The sequence below is a fragment of the Paenibacillus terrae genome (genome assembly GCF_000943545.1).
Taxonomy (GTDB): Bacteria; Bacillota; Bacilli; order Paenibacillales; family Paenibacillaceae; genus Paenibacillus; species Paenibacillus terrae_A.
Window position 1 is genome coordinate 1 of the sequence record NZ_JTHP01000064.1, and the last position, 26,273, is coordinate 26,273.

Below are 26,273 nucleotides of genomic sequence, written 5' to 3' on the forward strand. Positions count from 1 at the left end.
ACACGACGACTATCCGTATAACTGCCAATCACCTTACGCCAAAAGGACTGTGCTGGCCTGTTCGTGCTCATCTGCGTCACCTTCCAACGCCCGGCAAAACGTCCAAACAGCTCATGAGCCGCCCAAGTACCGACCCCATTATGCCGATAAGGACGAAGCACAAAGAACTCAGCCATGTAGTAGTCAGCCTCCCGATTGCTGGACATTCGGTCAACCAATGCGAAACCTACTGGAACGTCCTGCCTCCAGATTAGAAAAGGCAGCTTCTGTTCACCGCTTGTCCAGTATTGATACAAGTCCGGGTAAGCCGGGAATGTGCCGTTTTCAGTAACATCAATTCGAAGATAGGCTGTAAAATCATATAAATAAAATTGCATGAGCTGCACAATAATGTCCCTCTGCGACTCCGGAACACTTTTGATGGACAGCTTCAATTCCGACTGAATGTCATACCCCATATTTTCACCTCTCTTGGCAGATCAGTTCGTTCTTTACTTTGATTTGCATTCCATCTTCCCTTCCATCCGATGCTGTTCAAAATATGCTAAAATACATATATTATGACCGGACGAGGTGGAACCCAATGAATATACAAAAGATTATCGACCGGCGCAAACTGGACGAAAAAATGCCGGGATTACCATGGTACGTGCAGCAATTTATGGATTACAAGCTGCCCGACCTGTCCCCCTCCACATTGCTGGAATATGTACGGGATTACGAAGCTTTTTTTACATGGCTTCGCTCAGAAGGCTTGTCTGCCGGAGAGACGAACGCCCAAGTTACGCTGGAAGAATTGGAGACGCTCCATATGGATAGTATTACGGGCTACCGTTTGTTCCTATCGACTAAGCGTGAAGGCTCCAACTCCCGTATTACAATTTCACGTAAGCTATCGTCCCTGCGTTCCCTTTTTCATTATTTGAGCCAGATCGCTGAGGATGAAAACTTTTACCCTTTGCTCAAACGCAACATTATGGCCAAAGTCGAAATCAAGCGCATACATAAACCCAAGGACACGGCCGCCAAGCTCAAAGGAAAGATACTGGAGGAGGAAGAGCTGCTTGAATTTATCGGCTATATTTATGAAGGCTATGGACAGGATTTGGCCGATAACAAGCAGGCACTGTACTCCTATGAACTGAACAAGGAACGGGACGCCTGCATTGCCAGTCTCATTCTAAACTCGGGCCTGCGCGTATCTGAAATCGTCAATCTGAATATGGACGATCTGGATGTAAACAATAAATTACTATATGTGTATCGTAAAGGCAACAACGACGAAACCTTTAAAACGCCAGTATATTTCCGCGAGCAGTCCAAAGATGATCTGGCACTCTATTTATCCCTGCGGCATACCCGTTATCGCGCACCCAAAAAGGAAAAAGCGCTCTTCGTCGCACGTCCCAACGGCAGTATAGAAGGCAAACGGATGACAAAAAGAGCGATTCAGGCGATGATTATCAAGTACGCCAAACGGTTCGGCAAACCTTACCTGACTGTTCACAAGCTCCGTCATTCCTTTGCCACCGACTACTATCTGCAAAACGATATTTACAAAACGAAGGAACAGCTCGGTCATGCTTCGACGGAAACGACGGAAGTCTATGCCCATCTGACCGACAAGACCATGTCCCAAGCGATTGAACGACGGGTGGAGACTCAAACCGACTCAGCCGATTGATGTCTCAGCCCTACTCATCCCGGACTCCTTCTCTCTGCTTCTGAATCTGTCCAAGTAACCAGCGGCCTGCCGGGCCGTTGGCATCGGCGGGAAATATCTGTATCGTTTTATCTGAAAAGTGGCTCTGTGCCCAACCCGTATGATCTTCCCAAACCGCTACTCCCTGTACATTTGTCAGTTCAGTGGTAAGCTGGGCATCCGATTGTTCCCGCACCATCACCAGCTTTGGATAATGCTCTTGTTTAAAGCCTTCCAGCAACACGCAGTCGTATGCCTGAAAATGCCGGATTAGTTCGGTGACAGGCCGACTATGCTCCTCTAAAATGGCTGTTCTTCCACCTGAAACAATGGCTACGCCTTCGGCCCCCGCTTGTCGGTGCTTGTACGTATCTGTTCCCTCATGATCCATCTCAAACTCATGTCCATCATGCTTGATCACAGCTACGCGTAGCCCGGACTCCCGCAAATAACGAATCAACCCTCCGAGGAAGGTCGTTTTCCCCGTATTTTTGAATCCGACGACCTGACATACATACGGATTCGTCGTATTCACGTCACCTGACCGCCTTGAAGTACCAGCACACGCACCTCTTCCCCTGCACGCAAGCCTTCTGTTGTTGGAGGAACCACGATCAGACAGTCGGTGTCCTTAATCGTCACCATGACGCTGGATTCATCTACTCGCGCAGGAATTGCGTATACTTGCCCACTGCGTATTTCCAGGGAGCTGCGTACAAAACGGGTAAAATTATTCACCTTCGTATAATCTGCTCCCAACCGCGCCGTCCAGGTTTGCAAATACGGCTGCTCTGAAGACAGCATCATTTGGATGGTGGGTCGCACAAACAACTCACAGCCTACAAAGCACGCACCGGGATTGCCAGAAAGCGCAAATAGTAGCTTGCCGTCAATCACCGCGGCTGTGGTCACACTGCCCGGACGCATGGTGACCTTGTTGAACAGCATATCCACATCCTCCTGTCGTACCAGATCGCCCATAATATCAAAATCCCCCACCGATACTCCGCCACTCGTAACGACGATATCGTAGGCAGCTATCGCTTCACGTACAGAAGCACGGGCGAGAACCAAATCATCATGGATGGCTTGCAAGATGAACGGCTCCCCCCCTGCCTCCCTGATTTGTGAAGCCAGCATATATGTATTGCTGTTCCGAATTTTCCCCGGCTGCAACGGCTCATCCACGGCAAGCAATTCCGAACCTGTGGAAAAAACGGCCACCCGTGGCTTCCTGTAGACGGGTACCCGATGTACACCAAAGGTAGCCAGCACTGAAATGTGCCCTGCCCCCAGACAGGTTCCTTTACTAAGTAAAAGCTGACCTTCCTGAATCTCATGGCCGATTGTCGTCACATTTTTGCCGATTTCCATGCGCTTCTTCAAGCCGACATATACCTTTCCATCTTCCTCACGTAGCTGTGTCGCTTCCAGCATAACAACCGTATCGGCCCCTTCAGGTAATTGTGCTCCTGTCATGATGCGGGCCGCCAATCCCGTCTCCACCCGCTTGTCCGATACGGTGCCGCATGGGATTTCATCAATCACGCGTAGCCAGATTTCCTGACCGGACGAACAGACTTCAGTGTCCGAACCAAGGATGGCGTATCCATCCATGCCTGAACGACGGAAGCTGGGATACGGGTGTGGTGCGGTCAAATCCATCGCCAAATAACGTCCATGGGCCTGCTCCAGTCCTACATCCTCCCGCTCTCCCTGTTTGACATGAGTAGCTATTCTGCTTTGCGCTTCTTCCACTTGAACCGCTTTGCGCTGAAATTTGTCCGAATTTAATTGTACCTGATTCATATCTTCACTCCGTTCTTCTGAAAATGCTCTCTTTCTGTTATAACGCTAAAACCGTTATCTGGCAAATCCGGACAGTATTTATTGGGTCGTGGTCAGTCTCTTTGCGCAAAAAAACAGCCCGGAATCTCATACCCAGGCTGTTTTGGCAGGTGCTATTTTAGAATTTTGATCATCATTACACACCTTAACCCCATCATCGTCGACTTCGTCTGCTGATTTTACCTGAACCGCTGCGTGTTTTAGGCTTACTATAAGATTTGCGCGGCGAATCAAAAATGCTTGAACCACCGCTGCTGCCCCGGTCACGTGAAATCGAGCCTCTACTCGGCGAACTGCTGCTGGAGCCTCTGTCGAATAAACTTCCGCTGGAACCGACACTGGAATCAGACCCCTTCCCCCTGCGGGTAACGGAACCCTTCCGCTCCACCGTAATCGGCGGGATTGCTTTCTTCTCCTGCACCGTAGGTGCACGGTACTGGCCTTGAGAAGGCCGATATACATCTCTGCTTGAATACCCCCGGTAAGAGCCTGATCCGCGCAACGAATCAAACAGAGCATCCAGTACGGTTGCCGTTAAGTATCCTTTTAGAAAGCTGGAACTGTAATTTTGCTCGACATACTTTTTGCTGTCGATTTCAATTAATGTGTCTTCCTTCTTGGCTGGATCTTGCTGTAAATGGTACCATTCATCGCTGTACACCAGAAACATCCGCTCATTGCTCTGCGGCGACATTTGTTCCGGCTCACGCTGTTCTTTCAGTTCCTCCGCCACTTCCGGAACCGTTTTGCCTGCGGCCCGGTAAACGTACGAGGTCGAGTTACCGCTGCCACTGACTGATTCCAGCGGGTACGTATCTTTCACATTTGGCGCACCGCAGCCGCTTAACACGGATACGAACAAGCTGAGCGCCACAATGACCTTTAATGCATACTGCCAGGTGCGTTTGCCCATGTGTCACCCTCTCCTAGCTTGCCCGAATAACCTTGACGTCTCCGGTAATTACTTCTTCTCCTTCATAAAGCATAAAGCGGCCGTCCTGCCACTCTACACGCAGCAGATGATAATCATCCGACTGATACTGCCAAACATGCTGCTCTCCACCCTGTCGAAAAGGAGCACGGCCCATAACCGTAACATGCCCAAAATACTGCTCTTCCAAATGATATGTTGTATCATCCAGCTCCAGAATCGTTGGCACTTCCTCCGGGTTGTCCAGTCTGCCGTCGATGGCCTGGTACAGTCCGAATTGCAGCGTTTCCCGCTCCTCAATGTGAAGGTAGCTGACTTGATTACCATCCTGAAGCGTCAAAACAACGGCATTCCGAGCGCGATTATGTACTCGGCCTACCACTTCATATGTGACAAGCGACACTTCACAGATATCGCCCGGATTTAAATGAAGCATGCTTTTTTCCGCTTTTGGCGGCTCCGGCTTGGCAAACAGATTCGAAATTCGTTTCCATACACCCATGATGATTCCCCCTGCTTTTCTTTAGCCTAGAAACATGCCGCAATGATCAAAGCGCCGACCAGATGCAGCGTACCTGAAAACAGACCAAAGCCAATTTTGCCTTCCTGCGTGCCTTTATCCAGATCGAGCTGTGCCCAGTACCGAAGCAGCAGACGAACGATAACTTCCAAAACAAACAGAATGACAAAAGCGATCACAGAATACACAAGCGCCTCCAGCAAATTGTTAGCTGTAGCAATGGAGCTTGACAAAATATACCCCTGTGCAAACAGCTTCATAATTAACCGGACTGTTACGGCCATATTACCGGCTTTCACTTCTGCAAAATCCTTATACTTTGTAAATAAAGAATCAATGTACATCAATACGAACAACAAAACGGCACCCGCGCCAGTCCATACAAGCATCGCTTTCATCGTTTCTAAAAAATGCATTTCATACCATCCTCCACATCATCTTGACCTTCATATATGTTGATTTACGCCTCCAGGCAGGGAAAAGCGAAGGAGAAAACGGTTCTCCTTCGCTTCCTTAGCAGCCCACAGGCAGCAATGCTTATAACCTTATTTATTGTCGTATTGCTTCAACAAAGCGGCAAGCTCATCGTCCACGGCGCTTTTCTTATCAAGCTCCTTGAACTCCTCATCCAGCGATTTTTCCTTAGAGGACATTTCGTTGCTTGCTTCAGCACGCGCTTCTGCTTGCAGCATTTTTTCTTCCATGCGCTTCAGACCGGCAGTTGCCGTATCGGAGCTAAAACCGTTCATTGCTTTGTTAATTTCCGTTTGTGCTTTAGCTGCATTATAACGGGCAACCAGCGTTTCACGCTTGTTCTTCATTTCCGTCAGCTGTCTGCGCATTTCATCCAGCTTACCACGCAGGTTATCGGCTGCCGCTTTGTTCTGCTCGTAGCCAGCCTTGAACTCGGTCATTTTTTGCTCAGCAGATTTCTTTTCTTCCAACGCGCGGCGAGCCAGATCCACATTTTGCACTTTTGCTGCCGTATGAGCCTGCTCTTCACGTTTTTTCACCAAAGCGGCCTGCTCTTCATATTGCTGTTTAAATCTCTTCTCAATGGCAATCTGAGCGGCTACCGCTTTCTCTGCATCCTCCAGATCCTCTTGCATATCACGAATGTATTGATCTGTCATTTTAACTGGATCTTCGGCTTTGTCAATAATGGAGTTGATATTGGACATGGTAAGATCTCTTAAACGTTTGAAAATAGACATGTGAAGTTCCTCCTAGTGTTGAATGCTTAAATTTTAAGCTCTGTACACATGTTTACGCAAGCTTTGCAAATAGAGTTTCAAAAATATTATCGGACAAAGTGCATTCTAAAAAATAAAGTGCATTCTAAAAACCGCGCAAGTAAGGCTCCGGGATATCCGCCTGTACTTTCAGCTCCCGCGACGCATGCAGCGCCCAATACGGATCGCGCAGCATGGCGCGTCCTATCGCTACCAGATCAGCTTCTTTTTGCTGAATCACCCGCCGGGCATCCTCATAATCGTCCAGTAGACCGACAGCGATTACAGGCACATTAAGCTTTTCACGTATATCACGTGCCAAATCCACCTGATATCCCGCACGCGCAGATGGACCGCCATTAGAACCAATCGGCCCCTCGCCACCAGAGGAAATGTGAAAAATATCCACACCTGCATCACGATATCGTTCCCCTATGCCCGCTATGTATTCCACATTATATCCGTTTTCAACATACTCTTTGGCGGATATCCGCATCAACACAGGCATATCAGACGGAAGTACCTCTTTAACAGCCTGAATCACTTCAACACCGAACAGCGATAGATCCTGTCCATACTCATCTTCTCTTGTGTTCGTTAAAGGGGAATGAAATTGATGAATTAGATAACCATGAGCGCCATGAATTTCTACTGTGTCAAACCCGGCTTCCACCGCGCGGCGCGCGCCTTCCTTATAAGCCTGAACCAGCTCCCTGGCTTCGGCTGTCGTCAAAGCATGCGGCTCCTTGAAACGTTCGCTAAAAGCTATCGAGGACGGTGCAACAGGCAAGTCGGCATCTTCAGCCTTTCGTCCGGCATGACCTAATTGAATTCCGATTTTGGCACCGTACTTGTGGACTTCCTCCACTATTTTACGGTATGCAGGAATATGCTCGTCACTCCAAATACCCAGATCATGATCTGTAATGCGTCCATCCGGGTGGACCGCTGTCATTTCCACAATAATCAGCCCGGTGCCACCTACTGCCCGGCTAACGTAATGGACATGATGCCAATCATTGGGATTTCCATCTTTGGCCTCCACGCTATATTGGCACATTGGGGGCATTACAATCCGGTTTTTTAAAGAGAGTCCCTTTAATTGATAAGGAGTAAACAAGTCGGTCACTTTGATCCATCCTTCCTTTAATTCCATGTCTCTACAATATGAATTGCAACCCCATTATACACCAGCTATCACTGGATACCGAATCCATTAAAAGGCTAAAAGTTGCGAAAATGCTGCTGTTTCGGTCAGGTTTGATAGAATATGTGCGTTTAGCTTCGTGATCTGCACTTACATCCGTTTCACAGGGCATTTCCACTCAACCACTCAATAGTCTAACCTGTTCAGCAGCATAATTTCAACATGTCAGGTACATAATAAATGAAAGCAACAGAAGGTACCACTGCACGGAAAGGGGGATACATATGCCGTACAGGGGAATATTGCCAATCATGGCACTGTTACTAGCATTTTCGAGTTTTCCCGTTCACGCGGATGCGCCTCCCGATATCGGAACGACTCATTCCAAGGAAGCGACTGTTGTTTCTTCAGCACATAAGAGCAGAGAACGAGCCACTCCCACATTAGCCATGCTTCGGAAAAAACATGCGGATATTTTTAAAATGTGCGGCCCGCATACGCAGCAAATTGCCCTGACTTTTGATGACGTGCCCGATTCCCGGTATACGCCGCAGGTTCTGGACATTTTGCACGCGAATGGTATCAAAGCCACCTTCTTTATCGTCGGTCACCGTGCGGAAAAACACCCGGGCATGATTCGCCGTATTGTACGTGAAGGCCATGCCTTAGGCAACCATTCCTATACCCATCCGGATTTTAGGAAGGCTTCACCGGAACGCTTTCGCAACCAGATTAAGAAAACAGAACATATTTTGGAGGCCACCGTTGGCTTTCGACCCAAGCTGATCCGCCCGCCTTATGGTGAAATTACGGAGCCTCAGATCCAGTGGGCGCGTCGTCACGGCTACATGATTGTCAATTGGAACGTAGACTCCCTTGATTGGAAGGGACTCAGTAAAACACAAATTCAGCGTAATGTGATTCCGGCTACCGGACCAGGCTCCATCATTTTAATGCACGCAGGTGGAGGTCAAAGTTCCAATCTGAAAGGCACTGTTCAATCCCTGCCGGGTCTCATTCAGTCGCTGAAAGCCAAGGGCTACAAATTTGTCACGGTTCCCCGGCTACTTCACACATCGGAGCGGAAATAACAGTAAAAAGGGCTGTCTTACCAGCAGATGCATTCTGCTCGTCAAGACAGCCCTTTTTTAATCGACAAGACCCATATATGAATCTGAACCTGCGATTAAGTTATTTGATTATAGATCATAGATTATAGTTTACATAATATATATTATGTTCACTTAATTCATTTGCTTATATAGTCTATTTATCAATGACATACAGCTTCACATTCTGAAAACCAAAGTCACTCACAAAAGATGGGCTGCCTGGAATGAAAATATCAATCCGTTTACCCGTGATGGCGCTGCCCTTATCGCGTGCTACCGCTACAAAAGATTGATCCGGCAGCCCCGGGTGGGAATAGCCTGTAACCAACACTTTCGTACCCAACGGAATTACGTTGGGGTCTACCGCAATCGTACCGAGCTTAAGCGGATTTCCGAAATAGTCCACCGCTCCCCATTTTCCATTTTCACTGGCTGCTGCGGAATACGCTGTGGCCTTCACGTCAACTACTTTGCTGTAGTTAAATGTTTTGCCCCATGCTTCAACCTGTTGACCGTCACCTGCTGGCGCTTTCTCGGAAAGAAGCTGAGGCTTCGAATCCGAAGCGGCCTTTAACTTGTTCTCGTCCGGCACCTTAATTTGCACTCCTGCATATATATTGCTGGCGGCAACATCCGGGTTCTCCTTTTTCAGATCTTCTACAGATACCCCGTAACGTTGAGCAAGTAAAAAGAAGGTATCACCTTCCTTGGCGGTATGAAGCGAAGCGGCGTCGGCTACCCCGGCTGTCTGCGCCAATCCTGCAATGGCTGCTGCCAGCACCGCAAATTTCATTGTTTTTCCAATACGTTTCAGATGTTTCAAAAGATATGTACCTCCTCTGTTATGCCTGCGAAGTTAGCTGTCGGATTCGGACTCAGGAGAAGCCCTATGCTTTTGTGCAATTCACCCCTAGGCAACCTTCCATCCATTCGTATGAAGACGGATCAGAAGTTACTGCCGTTGTTACGTCCCCCGCACTTCCCATGGTTTTGGGTCCCGCATTCAGCGTCTGTCGTAGCTGTCTGCTGCCCCGGTAAGTTTTGGCTCACTGCATAATATCACAATTTTGTAACCTTATCTGCATGAAAATGTTGGGAACCTTGAACATCATACTACATCTGTTACAATTTTGTCATCATGAAATCGAAATCAGTTACAAAAATCTGAACGAGGATGACAAAAAAAGAAAAAGCCCTCCCGTCAAACTTCCACCGCGGAGGGCTTACTTCATAGCCTTTACAAGCTCATTTCTTACAAAACCTTGGCAAGAAAATCCCGGGTACGATCATGGCTTGGAGTGCCAAAAACCTGCTCCGGTGTACCTTGCTCCACAATTTGACCGTTATCCATAAAGATAATGCGGTCTCCTACCTCGCGGGCAAAGCCCATTTCATGTGTCACGATGACCATCGTCATGCCACCCTCAGCCAGCTTCTTCATCACGTCCAGCACCTCTCCGACCATTTCAGGGTCCAAAGCGGAAGTCGGCTCATCGAAGAGCATCACATGCGGCTGCATCGCCAAGGCGCGTGCAATCGCAATCCGCTGCTTCTGTCCACCGGATAGCTGATTGGGATAGGTGTCCTTTTTGTCTTCAAGTCCAACGGTGCGCAGCAGCTCCAGCGCAATTTTCTCCGCTTCCTTCACGGACTGGCCTCTAACCTGAGTCGGCGCAAGCGTCAAATTTTGCAGCACCGTTTTGTGCGGGAACAGGTTGAAATGCTGGAACACCATCCCCATTTTCTCACGAGTCGCATTAATATTATGACCACGGGCTGTAATCGGCTCGCCCTCAAACAAAATCTCCCCGTCGGTCGGCTGCTCCAGCAGATTCATACAACGTAAAAATGTACTTTTCCCCGAACCACTCGGGCCAATGACGACAACAACCTCGCCTTTGGCAATATCTATATCAATGCCTTTTAAAATTTCATTTTTGCCGAACGATTTACGCAGTTGTTTAACGGTGATCACTGGCTCTCAACTTCCTTTCCCATAAACCCAACAGCTTCGACAAGCTGAATGTCATTACAAAATAAATAGCAGCCGCGATGACGAACGGACTTAATCCTTCGTAGGTGATGTTCTTAATGACTTGAGCCTGATACATAATATCCACCATACCGATGGTAGAAATGATGGAGGACTCTTTAATAATCGTAATAAACTCATTGCCGATCGCAGGCAGTACAGACTTGAACGCTTGCGGTAAAATGACGTGACGCATAGCCTTGCCTCGTCCCATACCGAGTGAACGGGCTGCTTCCATCTGACCACGGTCCACTGCCTGGATACCTGCACGGAAAATTTCAGCCAGATATGCCGAGCTATTCAGAGATAACGTAATAATACCGGACTGAAGTGGCGTAAAATTGACGCCCAGCGTCAAAGCAACCCCATAATGGATGATCATAAGCTGTACCAGCATAGGTGTACCACGTAGTACCTCTATGTAGGCCGTACCCAACCATTCAATGATACGTACACCACTCATCCGCAGCAGAGAGATGATCAGACCAATGATAAATCCGAACAGTACCCCGAGCGCAGACAGCAACAACGTGTAGCCGATACCCGTAACGTAAAAGCTGCGATATTTCCAAAATATATCCACGATGTTGTTGGATGAAACCTGTCGATCCGCAGAGAGCGCACTCGCTTCCGTGGAAAACTTTTCAATAGACCCGTCTGCTTTCAGGCGAGCCAACGTTTTATTTACAGATGCCAGCAGTTCAGCATTTCCTTTACGAATACCTACAGCTGTTTCTGCTCCCTCATCCTCAGGCACCGCCTTGGCGAGCGTTACAGTACCGTCCAATGTGTATCCTTTAGCAACTGTATCTTCAATCACGACAGCGTTAATACGCTGTGTCCGAAGCTGGAGCACCAGGTCGGAGATTTTATCCAGCGAAGTTACAGAGACATTGGGCACTTTTTGAGCAATCTCTTCCTGAATACTGCCCTTTTGTGCGCCGATCTTCTCGCCTTTCAAAGCAGCCATCGTCGGATATTTGTCCTTATCCTCTGGACGTACCATAATGACTTGCTTGGAGTGATAGTATACATCCGAAAAATCAATGCTCTTTCTGCGTTCATCCGTTGGTGTCATACCAGACAGTACCAGGTCTACACGACCACTTTGCAGGGCAGGCAGTAAGGAGTCAAAGCTCATGTCCTCAATAACCAGCTCCGCGCCAAGATCCTTGGCAATTTCATTTGCAATATCAACGTCAAAGCCTACAATGGTATCCTTACCGTTAATTACTTTATGAAACTCATACGGCGGAAAATCGGCACTCATACCGAGTACAAGTTTTGGCTGTGTCTTCGCTTCCGTCCCATATGCAGTAAGCATCGGAAGACCAGCCAACAGCAAGATAACCGCCGTCAAAATCAGGGCGGTAAAACGATATGCCTTTTTCAATCTTTTTTTCTCTCCTTAAATTCTTTATAATAAATAAGATTGTGTCATTATAAATGAATATGCATGATTATGCAATGAATGTTATAGTACAATTTCAGCATACCTAACGTAATACCTACATTATAGCTTTTACAAAGGAGTTTTTCCATGAATAATAAAAATACAATCCAACGTACCATTGAGCAGCATGCCCAACGTTTTAAGGACATTTCTTTATATATTGGCGCAAACCCGGAGCTGGGGAATGAGGAGTTTTTGGCGGCTGCCCGTCTAAAAGAGGAATTGGCTTTTCACGAATTTGAAGTTCAGGCCCCTGTACTGGGTATCGAAACGGCTTTCATTGCGACTTATAAAGCAGCCAAACCCGGTCCGGTCATCGCTTTTCTGGCAGAATATGACGCCCTGAAAGGTCTGGGACACGCATGCGGACACCATTTGATCTGTATGATGAGTACAGGAGCGGCTGTCGGCCTCAAATCGGTCATTGACGAGATCGGTGGAGAAGTACGGGTATACGGCACACCTGCCGAGGAAACTCGCGGTGCCAAGGTTCCCATGGCGGCTGCTGGACTGTTTGATGATTGTGATATTGCGCTCATGACGCATCCTTATGACGGTTATGAGAAATCAGGCAAATCGCTGGCAATTGATGCCGTACAATTCGAATTCTTTGGGCAATCCGCTCACGCGGCGGCAAGTCCCCACGAAGGTATTAACGCGCTGGACGCGGTGATTCAAACGTTCAACGGCATCAATGCGTTCCGCCAGCAGGTGAAGAGTACGGTACGTATTCACGGCATCATTAATCAAGGAGGCCAGGCAGCTAACATCATTCCTGATTATGCCTCTGCCCAATTTTATGTACGGGCCGCTACACGTCATGAACTGAATTCATTGACTCGCCGTGTCGTTCAAATTGCTGAAGGGGCTGCCTTACAAGCTGGGTGTCGTCTGGAAACCTCGAATTATGAAACATCTTATGATGAAATGGTGACCAACCGCGCGCTTTCCGATGCCTTTACCGCTAACTTGGTGCTGGCGGGCATTGCGCAGGAGAACATAACAGAGGGTGAAGATCACGGCTCTATGGATATTGGAAATGTGTCGCTGCACTGTCCCGCCATTCATCCGTACATTCAAGTTATTGACGAGAAGCACGCCTTGCATACACCTGAATTCCGCGATTTGGCGATGCAGGACCGGGCGCTGGAAGGAATGTTGTTGGCCGCCAGAACCTTGGCCTGGACCGCATGTGATGTAATCACGAATCCTGAGTTGCTGACACAGATTAAGGAAGAATTCGCTCTGCTGAAAAGCAAAATTTAAATTTTTAATTTCGCCAAATTTTTAATTTCGTCTTCTTTCCAGAAAGGAGCAGTCATTATGAATCATATGAGCAGCTTTTGGGCGTTGTTTATTGTGGTCGACATCATTATTTTGTGGTTCTTTTTTCGAGCATTATACCGAAGGAACAGGGAAAACCGAAAAACACGCCGCCGTAATGCATTTTTCCTTAGCTCTCCGTCTCCCTCTTCCCTTGAACAGGGGCGGCATAAGGAAATTATAGAACTCATGCAGCTTCTGGAACGATCTATTCCAGCCTCCTACGCTCATAGTGTAAGGCGGCGTGTGATGGATGCCCATCCTCACCTGACGGATCAGGAATATGATTGGCGCTGGAATGAGCTAAAACGCTATTTTATGCTATGTGCGATTATGAATCGAGTGCCGATGTTCAGTCCAGATGTGGATGAATTGTGGCATGAAATGCTGATGTTTACGCGAGAATACCAGCAATTCTCGGAAGCCTTCTTTGGTCGCATGCTGCATCACGCCCCTCATTCCGACTCACAGCCGATGCCGGATGAACGGGCATGGTTTGACTGGCTGTATGTGGAATGCTTTGGCTGGAACCGTTATAGTGCAAGCTTATGGGGAACTTTTTTTAATCATCCATTACCAAATAACGAGCTTGCACACTATTACAAGCTGACAGCTTCCGGGCAGCCAGCAGGCGAACGTTGGAATACGCTGGAGGACATAGGCATCTCTCAGCAGGCACAGCAAGCGGTTCAGAGGATTATGGACCATCTGCGTAATCGGGTCAATGAAGCAGTGGATGATCCAGATGGCAAGCGGCTGCCGAAGGTCAACTATTTGCAAATAGATTATCTGCTGCTGGCCGTCGTATGGTATTCCTGGTATCAACCCCATCAGTTTGCCTTGCACATGCATCCTGATGCTACAGGAAGTGCCGCATTAGCAAGCTCATCAGGCTGTAGTTCAGCAAGTGGCTGCTCGAACTGGGATACGCACCACTCGCACCATCACTCTTCCCACGGTAGCTCCCATGATGGAGGCTCATCTCACCACGATTCAGGTGATTCCGGCGGCAGCCATTCCTCGTGCAGCAGTAGCTCCTCATGCGGTAGCAGCTGTGGTGGAGGCGGAGGCGACTGATCACAGCAAAAAAGGGCATTCCTCAGCCACTATTGGCTTCTGCGGGATGCCCTTTTTCCATTGTACTATGCTAATTCTTCCATTTTCAGACACTCCTGCCCAGTCGACTCAGGTTATTCGTTCCCTGTCAGTGAACGGTAAATATCCAGATACGCTCCCGCCGACACATCCCAGCTGTACTCTCCTGCAAAAGCAGTGTTCGTAAGCTTGGACCAATGCTCAGGCTGGCGATAAAAATCAACCGCACGACGAATCGTATGCAGCATATCGTGTGCATTGTAGTTTTTAAAGCTAAAACCGTTCCCTTCGCCTGTAGAGTCGTTGTAAGCATGTACGGTATCGTTCAGACCGCCCGTTTCCCGCACAATCGGGATGCTTCCATAGCGAAGCGCTAGCAACTGGCTGATCCCGCAAGGCTCAAACCTCGACGGCATAAGGTACATATCGCTTGCAGCATAAATTTTACGGGACAAAGGTTCGCTGAAAGCGAGCTGCGCCGACATTTTCAAGGGATAACGTCCAGCCGCTTCCCGGAACCAGTGCTCAAAGGCTGGATCTCCCGTGCCCAGCACAACAAACTGAATATCATCATAATACATGATCTCGTCAAGCACCCTGGTTACCAGGTTCAGTCCCTTCATATCCACAAGTCGGGTTACCATCGCAATTAAAGGCACATCCGGTCGTACCGGCAGACCCAGTTCCTTTTGCAGACCGATTTTGTTTTCCTTTTTCTTCGCCAAACTGGTGCGGTACTTCGTATAAATACGGTTGTCCGTAGCAGGATTGTAGCTTTTGGTATCAATTCCGTTCACAATACCCGACAAACGCCCCTGCTCTCCCAGCTTACGCAGCAGCCCTTCCAGCCCATATCCGTAAAATTCAGTCTGAATCTCCTCTGCGTAGGTAGGACTTACAGTGGTGACATGATCCGAGTAGGTCAGCCCACCCTTCATAAAGTTCAGTCTGCCATGGTACTCCACACCCTCAGGGGTAAAATAGCTCCCGTCAAGATTCAATAGTTCCGTTAAGACCTCATATGGAAAATCCCCCTGATACAGCAGGTTATGTATCGTAAACACGGTGCGAATATCACTGTAAAAGGGCAAATGACGGTAATTGGCATTCAATAGCAACGGCGCCATCGCGGTATGCCAGTCATGACAATGCAAAATATCAGGCTGAAAATTCAAATCAGGCAGTACTTCCAAAATCGCCCGGTTGAAAAAGGAAAAACGCTCGCCATCATCCATATAGCCGTAAATTCCGTCACGACCGAAGTAATATTCATTATCTATAAAATAAACCTTAATTCCGTCCAGCGTCAGTTCCTCTACTCCACAATACTGATCACGCCAGCCTACAGCGACATGCTTGACCGTTACCGGACGCAGAGACTCCTTATAAGTATCAGGGATCCCCGCATATTTAGGCAAGATGATCCGGACATCGCACCCCGCCTGACGAAGTGCCTTCGGCAGTGCACCAATGACATCCGCCAACCCGCCTGTTTTAATAAATGGATGTGCTTCTGCTGCTGCAAATAGAATCTTCATATATGCTTCCTCCTTATGACCTCAACCCTATTTTAAACCAGTTGTAACATGGATTAATCTGCTTTTTTAGCCCTTCGGGGCGCTTTCTTCAGTATAACGACACTCAGCGGCGGAATGGTCAGCTCCAAGCTGTGGAGTTGTCCGTGGCAAGGGATCTTGGCTGTGTGCAACACTTCGTTGTTCAACTGGCCACTACCGCCAAAGTCCGAATGATCACTATTCAGCAGTTCAATATAGCTCCCCGCCTTTTCCAGACCAATTCGGTAGTTATCTCTAGACACGGGCTGAAAGTTAATAAGCACGACCAGTGTATCTCCCGGCTTTTTCCCTTTACGCAAATACGTAATTACGCTCTGTCCACGGTCCTCCGCCTCAATCCACTGATAGCCATCCCACGAATGGTCCAGCTCCCATAATGCTTTTTCCTGTATATACAAATGATTCAGCGCTTTCGTAAAAGCGTGCAGCGAACGGTGACTGTCATAATCCAGCAGAAACCAGTCAAGCTGCTCCTCATCCTTCCATTCGATGAATTGGCCGAACTCCCCTCCCATAAATAACAGCTTTTTGCCCGGTGAGGTGATTTGGTAACCAAGAAGCGCTCGAAGTCCGGCAAATTTTTGCTCATAGCTACCCGGCATTTTATCAAGCAGCGACTTTTTACCATGAACGACCTCATCATGTGACAACGGCAGTGTAAAATTCTCGCTGTATGCATAGACTATGGGGAACGTCAGCAAATTATGGCGTTCAGGCCTCTGGTCGAAATCCGTTTCAATATAATCAAGCGTATCGTTCATCCAGCCCATATTCCATTTGTAATTGAAGCCGAGTCCTCCATCACTTACCGGGGAGGTAACCATCGGCCAGGCACTGGACTCCTCTGCCATCATCAGCGCATACGGATAATAGCGGAATACGGTCTCATTCAGTTGTTGAAGGAAGGCAATAGCCTCCTCATTTTCAATGCCTCCCTTGGAATTAAAACGATATTGACCGTCCTGCTTTTCAAAATCCAGCCGCAGCATACTCGTCACAGCATCTACGCGCAGGCCGTCAATGTGGTACACATCCATCCAGAACAGCGCATTGGATATCAGGAAAGAACGCACCTCCGGCTTGCTGTAATCGAACGTCAGCGTCCCCCAACCGGGCTTTTCTGCAATCAGCGGGTCCTCGTATTCGAACAGAGGGGATCCATCAAACAGTCTCAAACCATGAGCATCCTTGGCAAAATGAGCCGGAACCCAATCCATAAGTACCCCAATGCCTGCCTGATGGCAACGATCCACCAAATACATAAAATCATGCGGTTCCCCATAACGGCTTGTCAGTGCAAAATATCCGGTGAGCTGGTATCCCCAGGAAAGATCATACGGATGCTCACTGAGTGGCATAAGCTCAATATGCGTATAACCCATTTCCGTTACATAGGGCACAAGAAGCTCAGCCATTTCCCTGTATGTATAAAACGTACCGTCTTCTTTTTGTTTCCAGGTGCCCAAATGCAGCTCATATATATGAAGGGGCTTTCCATAAGGCTCTCTTCGTTTACGCCGCCAAGCCGCGTCATTCCAAACATAGCCCTCCAGTGAAGCGACCACGGAAGCCGTTGCCGGTCTTAATTCTGCGCGTACCGCATAAGGGTCTGCTTTTAGAAAACGTTCACCGTTTGCACCCGTAATATCATATTTGTAAAAAGTTCCTTGGGATATACCCGGAAAAAAACGACTCCAAAAGCCAGATTCGGGAACTCTATATAAGGAATCCTGTTCCCCATTCCAGTTGTTACGATCTGTAGCAAGCCCGACATGGAGAGCATGAGGAGCCCAGACCGTAAAACGGACGCCCTGTTCTCCGTTCTCCACAGTAAGGCGGGAACCCAAAGATCGGTAGCTGTGATAAAGCGTTCCTTCGTGAAACAAATAAATATCTTCCGGCGATACAGCCTGTTGCGGGAGAGTTTGGTCTGTCATCACGTCACCACCTTTATATGTTTGTTAGAACAAAATGTATGATTCGGAAATACAATTGCTTTCCGGTCAAAGCTGACTTGGGTTATTACCCCATTCTAGCCACAATGAACAGAAAAATGACTATGAAAAAAATAAACCTTAATTTTTGGGGATCTTACACACCTATTGGTTTCAAGAGCACCCCATACCGTTTATGTATGTACTACAACAGACAACTAAACCGGGAGGGAAACGAAATGTTTAATAAAGAATGCATTGCCATGCTGCTGGCAGGCGGAGAGGGACGCCGTCTTGCTCCCCTTACTTCAACGATTGCAAAACCCGCCGTACCCTTTGGCGGTCATTACCGAATTATCGATTTTCCTCTCAGCAACTGTGTTAATTCAGACATCGATACTGTAGGTGTGCTGACGCAATATGAGGCGGAATCCTTGCACGAGCATATTGGGGATGGAACTCCTTGGGGTCTTACCAAAACGAACGACAAGGGAGTTACCTTACTACCATCTTATAATACAGACAACGCTGAATATTTGGGAACGGCAGACGCCATTCATAAAAATATCGAATATATTGACAGCCAAAACCCGGAGCATGTGCTTATTTTATCCGGTGATCATATTTACTATATGAATTATCGTGAAATGCTGAACTACCATAAAGAAAAAGGTGCAGTGGCTACGATTTCCGTTATGGAAGTGCCTTGGGATGAAGCGCACCGCTTTGGCGTCATGAGTGCCGATGAGGAGCTGCGTGTCACCGAATTTGCTGAAAAGCCGGAGAAACCTGAAAGTAATCTGGCCTCTATGGGGATTTACCTGTTTAAGTGGGATTATTTAAGAAAGTATTTGGTGGAGGACGCCGAGGATGAGCAATCCAGCCATGATTTCGGTAAAGACATCATTCCTAAAATGCTGGCGGATCAAGAATCCTTGTATGTATACGAATTTCAAGGCTACTGGAAGGACGTAGGTACCGTTAAAAGCCTGTGGGATTCACATATGGATCTGTTGCAAGAGGATTGCGCTATTGACCTGCAACGGACAGACTGGCCTATGTATACGCGTGAACGCCGTACAAGGTTGAGCGCACATAAGCTATCTAACCGCAAAACGGAGCCATTGGACAGCCTCCTGCATGATTCTTGCCAAGTAGAAGGTCAAATTGAACGTTCCGTCGTATTTAGCGGTGTCGAGGTAGGTAAAGGCTCGGCTATTAAGGAAAGTATCGTTATGCCTGATACCCGTATCGGTCGTAATGTGCATATTGAGCACGCGATTATCGGTGAAGGTGCTGTAATTCGTGACGGTGCAGTCATCAAGGGTAACCCGAGTGAAATTATGGTTATCGGGCCGAATGAAACGGTATTCGGTAAAATGGCGGTACGCCCACAAACAGCCCGCATATTGAAAGAAGCTTATGAGCGCAACACACGCCTGCGCGCTGAAGGTTTTACTTCATAATGGAACGAAATATGTCAAACAGCCAGCCCTCCACTATAATGAGGACTGGCTGTTTTTCTAATTTACATCTATTTAAAACTAACTTTCGGTTCCATAACTAGCCTTCAGTGAGTTGCGGTGGCTCTACGGGTTGCTCGGCTTGCAAAGCAGGCAATGAAACTGTAATCGTGGTGCCTGCTCCCAATTCACTCTTGATGAGCATTTGCCCTTGATGGCGCTCCACAAACTGCTGCGAGATTGCCAATCCCAAGCCCGTACCACCATTCTGATGGTCTACCTGGAAGAATCGTTCTCTTACTCTGGCAAGATTCTCCGCGCTAATCCCGATTCCTGTGTCTTGCACAGACACCTCGATGTTGTCTCCGATCTTTTGCAGTGACAGAAAAATAATAGAGCTTTCATGCGAGAACTTGATGGCATTGTCCGCAATGTTTAAAAACACCTGTTTCAGACGGTTGCCGTCTCCATGAACCAGGTATGCCTCTTCCTCCGAGTCCAGCTGAAGTTTAATTTGCTTCATTTCCGCTTTGGCCCATACGTTCAGCATAATCTCCTGCAAAAGCTCGCGCAGATCAACCGTTCCCATGACGAGCTTCATAGCGTCTTGTTCCAGCTTGGAAAAATCAAGAATCTCCTCGACCAAACCAATCAACCGATCCGTCTCCTTGGAAATAATCTGCATCCCGATCTTCGTCTCCTCTGGATCGTAGCCGCCGGAATTTAGCGTTTCACTCCATCCCTTAATAGAAGTCAGCGGCGTACGCAGCTCATGGGAAATGGACGAGATAAAATCATCCTTGATTTGATTCGTTCTAGCAATTTCCTGGGCCATGTAGTTTAGTGTCGAAGCCAGCTCACCCAACTCAAAGCGATAATCTCCTTTAATTCGTGCATCAAATCGCCCTTGCGCCATCTGAGCTGATACATCACGGATATTATTAATCGGCCTAACGATGGAATTAGCTAGTCCTGTACTGACTACGAATACGATAACCAGTACAGCTACCATGATGCCCACGGAGAAGAGCGTAATGGTAAATAGCTTATCGTTGACCTTTTCCAGCGAGGTCGTATACCGAACAATATACACCTGATCTCCGACGATATTATCCAGTTTTTTGGATACCGCCATAACTTGCTGACCCGTACCAGGTTGCTTCCCAATCCAGCTCCCCGTATCCCCCGCTAATGCTTGCGTCACATCACTGGTTTGTACACTTGTTTCTGCCGCAAAGTTCGTGGAATTATCTATTACATTCCCCTTCTCATCGAGCAATTGCAGTTCTGTATCCCCTAATGAAAACGTATTAAGCAGATACGACTGCAAAGACTGTCCCGGCTCCTTGAATTTGGGTGCAAACTCACTTACCGATTGGATGCGACTTTCCACGTGCTTATAAATCGTGTCGTAATAGTATGCACGGATTACAATCATGAAAATGACTTCTACCAACAGAAGCGCCAAGAACACCACAAAAAAATAGTGAAGCACAATCTGTCTGCCAATCCCTTTTTTGATCATTGAGCCTGACCTTTCCATTTATACCCATGCCCCCATACCGTTTGCAAAAAGGCGGGTTCGGAAGGATTGTTTTCAATTTTTTGCCGCAACCGCCGGATGTTCACATCCACGATTTTTGGATCGCCCATATATTCCTTGCCCCACACATGGTCAAGCAAAACATCCCGGCTGAGCGGTGTATTTTCTTTTTCCAGAAAAAATTGAATCAGGGAAAACTCTGTTGGCGTCAGCTCAATCAACTGCCCGTTTTTCTTAAATTGCTTGGCAATCAGATCCAGCGTGAACGGACCAGACTGGAAGGATACTTTAGCCGCCGTCTCGCGGTGTACATTCACCCTACGCAGCAGCGACTGAATACGGGCAATGAGTTCCGTCGGGCTGAAAGGCTTGCTCACATGATCATCAGCCCCTACAGACAAGGCATACACCTTATCCTGCTCCTGTACCTTCGCCGTGAGAAAGATAATACCAATGCGCTCATTCGTTTCCCGAATTCTTCGACAGACCTCGAAACCGTCCATACCGGGCACCATTACGTCGAGCAACGCGATATCAATATCCCGCACCGTGTTCAAAATATTAAGAGCCTCATGCCCATCCGCTGCCTCCAGCACCTCGAAACCGTTTCGTTTCAAGTTTATGACGATAAAGCTGCGAATGGATTCCTCGTCTTCCATGATCAAAACTTTACTCACTCTATTCTACCTGCCTTTCCCCCAACTTGTTTTTAATGGTTTTACGTGGTTCCAGCTCACTGGATCGCTTGATACCAATCACCTGTGCATTGGTTCGCCATAGCTGGCTATATCCTTCATTGTTTCGCTCCCATTGCGACAATGAGAAATATTTAATTTCTGCAATCGTTTTGTCTGTATTGTCCAAAATGAACCGCAAATAGCTGTCCTTCTTTGATGCTTTCGGATCAATAGTCACTTTGCCATGCAGTTCCTTTGGCAGCCTGAAATAGACCTGATCATTGGAATCTCGATACTGCTGCTGCTTGAAAATCGTTCCCTTGGCCCCATCCCACTGATAGAACGAAACAAAATACGGAACCTCATCCAGTGGCCTGTTGGACCAGCCTTTCGGCTTCTCCAAATTGCCAAATTCCAGAATGCCATCACCATCTACATCACCGCTAGTAATGGTAGCATCCTTAAAGGTCACATCCATGAGATCAAGCTTTTTGAGCTTGCCGTGGTCCATCACAATGACATTGGACACCGTAGTCGTCTGAGCAATCTTGGTATCTATAATGATCCCCTGCCTACCCTCGGCTACCTTACCAGCGACCACATTGTAGATACTAAGAGCCTGACTGTCCAAATCCAGCGATCCGATTTCCTTAAAGGTTCCCCCGCTGAATTGGAATGTTTTAACCGTGAAAAATTCATTGCGACGCAGCAGGATAATCGTCAAGTCATTCAAATTGTCCCCGTTCAGGTCCATCTTGTTATGATTAAAGTCGTCTACGACGAAGTCCGTATAACCTGTAGCATATATTTTCTCCAAAGTTCCTCCGGTATAGGAATACACGATAAGTCCCTTCTGATCGCCACCCTCACTGCTATCCCCGCTGGAAAAGCCTGCTACAATATCGAGCGTGCCATCATTCGTTACGTCGACCAGCTTGAACGATTCCAGCACCGTACCTTCCCCGTCAAACGTCAGCTTCTTTACCCACGTTCCGTTCTGATCCTCGAACAAGGCCCCGTGTATTTTTACACTTTCATCTGGCGTTTCGTAAAAAAGCACTGCTTCGTCCGTACCATCATTGTTCAGATCCCCCGTCCGAATGGGCGTGGGGTCATCGGGGTCATTGGGTCGCAGAGGCTGTACCATTCCAAGCTGAGTAATCACAGCACCATTCAGCTGCTGTTTCTCGTCAGACATCATCGGTGCCTGCATCAGCGAAATTGGATCGCTAATGACATTACAGCCGCTTAAAAATCCAACAAGAAGCAGTGATGTGCAGCAACCGGTTAACATTCTCAACAACATCATTTTCACTTCTCTTGCCGTCCCCTTCACAATTTGTTCTTTTCCGCCTGTGTCAGCCGTCTGCCCTGAATATCAAATACGAGTTCGCCGCCGTTCAATCCCCATATACGGGAAGCAAAGCGTTCAGCCATCTCCAGCGGCAGTACGGTGATTACCGTCACCCGTTCGTCAGAGCAAAGCTTGCGGAAGGTATCCATCACATGAGCTGCTGAAGTCGGATCAAGTCCATTTACAGGCTCATCAGCCAAAATGACCTTGGCCCCGTGAACGAGCGCACGCGCAGTCGCTACCCGTTGCCGCTCACCGCCGCTAAGCTTGTCGCATTTGTCATGCGCCTTATCCAGCAAGCCCAGATCCTCCAATACGTCCATTGCTCCCATATAATCGTCAGAACGCACCATCCCGGTCACCATTCTCCATAATGGAGTCTGACCCGATCTGCCGATCAGCACATTTTTGAGAGCGGTCCGATTCATATTTAAATGCGGATTTTGCTCCAGATATGCCCATTCCCGCTTTATTTTCATTTTACCCGTCCATCCGGATTTCAGCACATCATGGCCGTCCACCATCAGACTGCCTTCCTCCCATGGCTCCTGCAAAGCAAGACAGCGCAGCAGCGTCGTTTTGCCGCTTCCGCTCGGTCCCACTACGGCTATCAATTCGCCCGGGTGAATTTCAGCATTAATCCCGCTAAGTAACGGGGTCCGTTCAGGCCCCACTTGCTTGGTCAGCTTCTGTATTCTAATCATCTTTGTGATTCCCCTTTGTCCACCATCAATACTGTCTATAGTTTATAGTAAATGTGAAACAAATACCATGCAAACCGCAGTTTTATGCCGTCGATATTCTTTTTCGAAATAACAATCCCAACAACCCGAAAACGACGTAGCTGCCCCCGAGAACCAGAAACATGCTGCCTTGGGTTCCATAGTCCAGTAGCGCCCCGCTAATGTTAGGTCCAATCACACTTCCCAGATTAAAATGAAAGGATGCCAGCACATTGGCGGCGGCCAATAATGATTTGGGCAGCAGATCGGCCGCATAAGCCAGCCCCAAGGAGAAAAAGGAGCCTACCAAACCACCCGCCACCGCCAACAATATCAGTGTCAGCATAAAATGATTGCCACTCCATGGCATCAACATAAAGATCAATCCACCCGCTATGCCTACGCTTATAAGCACCTTTTTACGGCCCCAACGATCACTCCATATACCTAGCGGCAACTGGAGAACTAATCCGCCCAAGCTGACAAAGGGGAGTAGCGCGGCAATCTCATCGGTATGAAAGCCAATGCGCAGGCCATATACCGGAAAGTTGCTGTTCAGGCTGGCTTCCATATAACCGTACAAAAATGCAGGCAGCAGCGCGTACCATGCCCAGCTATAGCTGCGCCGGAATCTGTGTGCTGGGCGTGCCTCTGTTTCCAGCTTTTCCGGTCTGGAATTCGGCAGCTTCATGAGCACCAGCAGCAGAACGAGCAAGCACAACAAAGCCAGCGCTGCAAACGGAACCAGCATTCCATAATCAAGCAACCACAATCCAAGCGGGCCCAGTGCAAACCCCAGCCCGTAGGACATGCCATAAAAAGAAATGTTACGCCCACGATTCTCTGCCGGAGTCACTAGCAGTATCCACAGCTGGGCAGAATAATGCAATGCACTGTCCCCGATTCCGACTAGCAGTCGCAATACGAACCACACTCGGATATCTGGAATTAGCGGGAATAGCAGCAGCGTAAAAAGTACAAGCACAAGTCCTCCGGCCATCAGCTTTTTGAAGCCCAACCACCCCAATGTCCGTTCAGCCACCAGCGTCATAGCAAATGAACCAATATACAAAGCAGCGGCATTCATTCCGTTCATGGAAGAAGAAACACCCAGCTGTTCCAAAGAGATGGACAAAATCGGCAACAGTAGCCCTTGACACAATCCGGCCACAACAATAACCGCAATTAAGATAAAATAATGCACCCGCATTGACGACGACATCATGGTTCCTCCTGAAATAACATGTAAAAAATCAATATCTTAAAATGAATGTTAAGGAATGATTTGCATTTGATTCCATAATCAATAGATATCCTTAACTATGTATAGCGTTCATGCAAACACAGCCAGAATACATGCAAATTTCGGTATTTTTAGTGCATAAAAGAAAAGATGAAAAAAATCGCCATCTGAGATGACGATTTTACGGAAAGTCTGTCTGATATGTAACCGACTCCGCATCGTTAGGGAGTCTTGTATGTTCAATCCGAACCCAATCACGTCACAGCGCACTATTTTATATTATAGTGGACAATGCCCAGCAGAACAAGCCATAATAAATAAGTGAGCAATTTCAAAATGCTCATGTTTTGCTTATGGACGGGCTTAATTACGTTCACCGCTCTGGGCTCGAAGACAGAATAGGAGGCATTTGATTCCATGAGTTATCAAATTAAAATAGACACTTCTCCAATTTACGAATTACTCGGCAGCTTTATGGCCTATGTAACCAAAAAATGGGTACACGATATGGACCTGGGCCATGAGTGGATCGACAAAGTGGATGCACGGCTACAAAACGAAGTTCGCACCGAGCTGGCTACAGCGCAGGATTGCCCTTTTAGCGATTATGACGCGCTTTATGTTTGGGCTTTGCTTCGACCGGAATCGGATGAAATATCTGATTATATCGCTTATTTGGACCACGGCCCGGATGAAGATATGTTCGAGTTGATTGTTCCACATGTTCCTTTTTTAACCTTTGAAGAATCTTTGCGCATTCGCAAGGTGTACGCCCCTCTCCTCAAATTATGGGACCGGGACTACTTCCGGGCAATGGAAAGCGAACTGCGTGTGCTGGCAGAGGAAGACGCTGCAGAAAAACGTATGCTTCTGAACAAAATGGAACCGGAAGCATTGGTTGAATACGCCACAGCCGGATTGATCGTGCCTCATATGGAAGATTTGGATACCGTTGTTCTGTTTCCAGTCGTCCATAACCGTCCGATCAATTCGTACTGTTTTTATACCCGTATGCTGCTGATCCAGTATCCGGTAGACGTTCCCGAAGAAAGCGAGGAAGAACCGCCTACACTCCTGCTTCGGCTGACTCGGGCGGTAAATGACCCGCAACGTCTGCGGATTCTGCGTTACGTGGCTCAAGGCCCTAAATCTCTCGAAGATATGCGTCATGATTTGAGCCGATTGGAAGACACGCTCATGTCTGATATGATGATTTTGCGAGTAGCTGGCCTGCTCCGTATCCATATTGGACGTTATCACAAGGAAAAATTCAGCATTCGCCCCGACGGAGCGGCTGATTTACAGGTATTTTTGGAATCCTATATCGGACTGTAATTGGAACTGTGTTCTCCGTTATAACCGAAC

The 26,273-nt window shown here is 47.7% G+C and carries 24 protein-coding genes and 1 riboswitch; of the genes, 6 read left to right on the forward strand and 18 right to left on the reverse strand.

From position 1 onward, the window contains the following. The coding region (locus QD47_RS23825) for a GNAT family N-acetyltransferase (protein ID WP_044648461.1) at positions 1 to 458 on the reverse strand (458 nt) is incomplete at its 3' end. Between the two features lie 125 nt (positions 459 to 583). Here QD47_RS23825 and xerS point away from each other — a divergent pair. Next, a complete protein-coding gene (xerS, locus tag QD47_RS23830; RefSeq protein ID WP_044648462.1) occupies positions 584 to 1,684 on the forward strand; it encodes a tyrosine recombinase XerS in 1,101 nt (366 codons plus the stop codon). Positions 1,685 to 1,694: 10 nt separating this feature from the next. Here the strand turns inward: xerS and mobB are convergent, their stop codons facing one another. From mobB to QD47_RS23865, 7 genes are all read right to left on the reverse strand, one after another. Beyond that, positions 1,695 to 2,237 carry a molybdopterin-guanine dinucleotide biosynthesis protein B gene (gene mobB, locus QD47_RS23835; protein WP_044648463.1) on the reverse strand — a complete coding sequence of 181 codons (543 nt, stop codon included), beginning with the start codon at positions 2,235 to 2,237 and terminating at the stop codon, positions 1,695 to 1,697. Further along, on the reverse strand, positions 2,234 to 3,511 hold the full coding sequence (locus tag QD47_RS23840) for a molybdopterin molybdotransferase MoeA (protein WP_044648464.1): 1,278 nt from the start codon (positions 3,509 to 3,511) through the stop codon (positions 2,234 to 2,236). The genes mobB and QD47_RS23840 overlap by 4 nt, the downstream gene beginning before the upstream one ends. A 193-nt stretch (positions 3,512 to 3,704) precedes the next feature. Continuing rightward, on the reverse strand, positions 3,705 to 4,463 hold the full coding sequence (locus QD47_RS23845; protein WP_044648465.1) for a DUF4247 domain-containing protein: 759 nt from the start codon (positions 4,461 to 4,463) through the stop codon (positions 3,705 to 3,707). A gap of 13 nt (positions 4,464 to 4,476) precedes the next feature. Beyond that, positions 4,477 to 4,983, reverse strand: a complete 507-nt coding sequence (locus tag QD47_RS23850) for a DUF4178 domain-containing protein (protein ID WP_010348250.1) — start codon at positions 4,981 to 4,983, stop codon at positions 4,477 to 4,479. Between the two features lie 26 nt (positions 4,984 to 5,009). Further along, a complete protein-coding gene (locus QD47_RS23855) occupies positions 5,010 to 5,417 on the reverse strand; it encodes a DUF350 domain-containing protein (RefSeq protein WP_025682698.1) in 408 nt (135 codons plus the stop codon). 129 nt (positions 5,418 to 5,546) lie between these two features. Next, a complete protein-coding gene (locus QD47_RS23860; RefSeq protein WP_044648466.1) occupies positions 5,547 to 6,215 on the reverse strand; it encodes a PspA/IM30 family protein in 669 nt (222 codons plus the stop codon). Between the two features lie 124 nt (positions 6,216 to 6,339). Beyond that, positions 6,340 to 7,362 carry an NADH:flavin oxidoreductase/NADH oxidase gene (locus tag QD47_RS23865; RefSeq protein ID WP_014281522.1) on the reverse strand — a complete coding sequence of 341 codons (1,023 nt, stop codon included), beginning with the start codon at positions 7,360 to 7,362 and terminating at the stop codon, positions 6,340 to 6,342. Positions 7,363 to 7,664: 302 nt separating this feature from the next. On the opposite strand from QD47_RS23865, the gene QD47_RS23870 reads away from it, so the two are divergent. Beyond that, the gene (locus QD47_RS23870; protein ID WP_044648467.1) at positions 7,665 to 8,471 is read left to right on the forward strand and encodes a polysaccharide deacetylase family protein; all 807 of its coding nucleotides are present in this window, start codon (positions 7,665 to 7,667) and stop codon (positions 8,469 to 8,471) included. A gap of 175 nt (positions 8,472 to 8,646) precedes the next feature. On the opposite strand, the gene QD47_RS23875 is transcribed toward QD47_RS23870, so the two are convergent. The 3 genes from QD47_RS23875 to QD47_RS23885 all read right to left on the reverse strand — a co-directional run bounded on the left by QD47_RS23875 (position 8,647) and on the right by QD47_RS23885 (position 11,917). Next, on the reverse strand, positions 8,647 to 9,315 hold the full coding sequence (locus tag QD47_RS23875; RefSeq protein ID WP_044648468.1) for a 3D domain-containing protein: 669 nt from the start codon (positions 9,313 to 9,315) through the stop codon (positions 8,647 to 8,649). 7 nt (positions 9,316 to 9,322) lie between these two features. Further along, positions 9,323 to 9,498: riboswitch (cyclic di-AMP (ydaO/yuaA leader) on the reverse strand. 246 nt (positions 9,499 to 9,744) lie between these two features. Beyond that, positions 9,745 to 10,467: an amino acid ABC transporter ATP-binding protein gene (locus tag QD47_RS23880; protein ID WP_044648469.1), complete on the reverse strand. Its 723-nt coding sequence runs from the start codon at positions 10,465 to 10,467 to the stop codon at positions 9,745 to 9,747. Further along, positions 10,454 to 11,917 carry an ABC transporter substrate-binding protein/permease gene (locus tag QD47_RS23885; protein ID WP_044648470.1) on the reverse strand — a complete coding sequence of 488 codons (1,464 nt, stop codon included), beginning with the start codon at positions 11,915 to 11,917 and terminating at the stop codon, positions 10,454 to 10,456. The genes QD47_RS23880 and QD47_RS23885 overlap by 14 nt, the downstream gene beginning before the upstream one ends. Positions 11,918 to 12,064: 147 nt before the next feature. Here QD47_RS23885 and QD47_RS23890 point away from each other — a divergent pair, with 147 nt between their 5' ends. Both QD47_RS23890 and QD47_RS23895 read left to right on the forward strand, forming a co-directional pair. After that, entirely contained in the window at positions 12,065 to 13,243 is a 1,179-nt protein-coding gene (locus QD47_RS23890) for a M20 family metallopeptidase (RefSeq protein ID WP_044648471.1), read from the forward strand. A gap of 57 nt (positions 13,244 to 13,300) precedes the next feature. After that, positions 13,301 to 14,377, forward strand: a complete 1,077-nt coding sequence (locus QD47_RS23895) for a glycine-rich domain-containing protein (RefSeq protein ID WP_044648472.1) — start codon at positions 13,301 to 13,303, stop codon at positions 14,375 to 14,377. Positions 14,378 to 14,490: 113 nt separating this feature from the next. Here the strand turns inward: QD47_RS23895 and glgA are convergent, their stop codons facing one another. Both glgA and glgB read right to left on the reverse strand, forming a co-directional pair. After that, positions 14,491 to 15,933 (reverse strand): glycogen synthase GlgA, encoded by a 1,443-nt coding sequence (gene glgA, locus QD47_RS23900; RefSeq protein WP_044648473.1) that lies wholly within the window; start codon positions 15,931 to 15,933, stop codon positions 14,491 to 14,493. Between the two features lie 53 nt (positions 15,934 to 15,986). Further along, positions 15,987 to 17,909: a 1,4-alpha-glucan branching protein GlgB gene (gene glgB / locus QD47_RS23905; RefSeq protein WP_044648474.1), complete on the reverse strand. Its 1,923-nt coding sequence runs from the start codon at positions 17,907 to 17,909 to the stop codon at positions 15,987 to 15,989. Positions 17,910 to 18,145: 236 nt separating this feature from the next. On the opposite strand from glgB, the gene QD47_RS23910 reads away from it, so the two are divergent. Next, positions 18,146 to 19,372: a glucose-1-phosphate adenylyltransferase gene (locus QD47_RS23910; protein WP_044648475.1), complete on the forward strand. Its 1,227-nt coding sequence runs from the start codon at positions 18,146 to 18,148 to the stop codon at positions 19,370 to 19,372. Between the two features lie 97 nt (positions 19,373 to 19,469). On the opposite strand, the gene QD47_RS23915 is transcribed toward QD47_RS23910, so the two are convergent. The 5 genes from QD47_RS23915 to QD47_RS23935 all read right to left on the reverse strand — a co-directional run bounded on the left by QD47_RS23915 (position 19,470) and on the right by QD47_RS23935 (position 24,887). Continuing rightward, positions 19,470 to 20,894, reverse strand: coding sequence for a HAMP domain-containing sensor histidine kinase (locus QD47_RS23915; RefSeq protein ID WP_044648476.1), 1,425 nt, complete (start codon positions 20,892 to 20,894; stop codon positions 19,470 to 19,472). Continuing rightward, positions 20,891 to 21,589, reverse strand: coding sequence for a response regulator transcription factor (locus QD47_RS23920; protein ID WP_014281511.1), 699 nt, complete (start codon positions 21,587 to 21,589; stop codon positions 20,891 to 20,893). The genes QD47_RS23915 and QD47_RS23920 overlap by 4 nt, the downstream gene beginning before the upstream one ends. Position 21,590: 1 nt before the next feature. Next, positions 21,591 to 22,925: a hypothetical protein gene (locus QD47_RS23925; RefSeq protein WP_044648477.1), complete on the reverse strand. Its 1,335-nt coding sequence runs from the start codon at positions 22,923 to 22,925 to the stop codon at positions 21,591 to 21,593. Continuing rightward, a complete protein-coding gene (locus QD47_RS23930; protein WP_044648478.1) occupies positions 22,922 to 23,647 on the reverse strand; it encodes a phosphonate ABC transporter ATP-binding protein in 726 nt (241 codons plus the stop codon). The genes QD47_RS23925 and QD47_RS23930 overlap by 4 nt, the downstream gene beginning before the upstream one ends. An 82-nt stretch (positions 23,648 to 23,729) precedes the next feature. Then, on the reverse strand, positions 23,730 to 24,887 hold the full coding sequence (locus QD47_RS23935) for an MFS transporter (RefSeq protein ID WP_044648479.1): 1,158 nt from the start codon (positions 24,885 to 24,887) through the stop codon (positions 23,730 to 23,732). A 438-nt stretch (positions 24,888 to 25,325) separates the two neighbouring features. Between QD47_RS23935 and QD47_RS23940 the strand changes: the two genes are divergently transcribed. After that, positions 25,326 to 26,243 carry a hypothetical protein gene (locus QD47_RS23940; RefSeq protein WP_044648480.1) on the forward strand — a complete coding sequence of 306 codons (918 nt, stop codon included), beginning with the start codon at positions 25,326 to 25,328 and terminating at the stop codon, positions 26,241 to 26,243. The last annotated feature ends 30 nt before the right edge of the window (positions 26,244 to 26,273 follow it).

Bases quoted from the DNA above. Each gene is read 5' to 3' on its own strand.
- QD47_RS23855 (WP_025682698.1), bottom strand. From the start codon at position 5,417: ATGCATTTTTTAGAAACGATGAAAGCGATGCTTGTATGGACTGGCGCG.
- QD47_RS23870 (WP_044648467.1), top strand. From the start codon at position 7,665: ATGCCGTACAGGGGAATATTGCCAATCATGGCACTGTTACTAGCATTT.
- QD47_RS23845 (WP_044648465.1), bottom strand. From the start codon at position 4,463: ATGGGCAAACGCACCTGGCAGTATGCATTAAAGGTCATTGTGGCGCTC.
- QD47_RS23860 (WP_044648466.1), bottom strand. From the start codon at position 6,215: ATGTCTATTTTCAAACGTTTAAGAGATCTTACCATGTCCAATATCAAC.
- QD47_RS23910 (WP_044648475.1), top strand. From the start codon at position 18,146: ATGTTTAATAAAGAATGCATTGCCATGCTGCTGGCAGGCGGAGAGGGA.
- xerS (WP_044648462.1), top strand. From the start codon at position 584: ATGAATATACAAAAGATTATCGACCGGCGCAAACTGGACGAAAAAATG.
- QD47_RS23940 (WP_044648480.1), top strand. From the start codon at position 25,326: ATGAGTTATCAAATTAAAATAGACACTTCTCCAATTTACGAATTACTC.
- glgA (WP_044648473.1), bottom strand. From the start codon at position 15,933: ATGAAGATTCTATTTGCAGCAGCAGAAGCACATCCATTTATTAAAACA.
- glgB (WP_044648474.1), bottom strand. From the start codon at position 17,909: ATGACAGACCAAACTCTCCCGCAACAGGCTGTATCGCCGGAAGATATT.
- QD47_RS23895 (WP_044648472.1), top strand. From the start codon at position 13,301: ATGAATCATATGAGCAGCTTTTGGGCGTTGTTTATTGTGGTCGACATC.
- QD47_RS23840 (WP_044648464.1), bottom strand. From the start codon at position 3,511: ATGAATCAGGTACAATTAAATTCGGACAAATTTCAGCGCAAAGCGGTT.
- QD47_RS23915 (WP_044648476.1), bottom strand. From the start codon at position 20,894: ATGATCAAAAAAGGGATTGGCAGACAGATTGTGCTTCACTATTTTTTT.
- QD47_RS23850 (WP_010348250.1), bottom strand. From the start codon at position 4,983: ATGGGTGTATGGAAACGAATTTCGAATCTGTTTGCCAAGCCGGAGCCG.
- QD47_RS23930 (WP_044648478.1), bottom strand. From the start codon at position 23,647: ATGATTAGAATACAGAAGCTGACCAAGCAAGTGGGGCCTGAACGGACC.
- QD47_RS23935 (WP_044648479.1), bottom strand. From the start codon at position 24,887: ATGTCGTCGTCAATGCGGGTGCATTATTTTATCTTAATTGCGGTTATT.
- QD47_RS23890 (WP_044648471.1), top strand. From the start codon at position 12,065: ATGAATAATAAAAATACAATCCAACGTACCATTGAGCAGCATGCCCAA.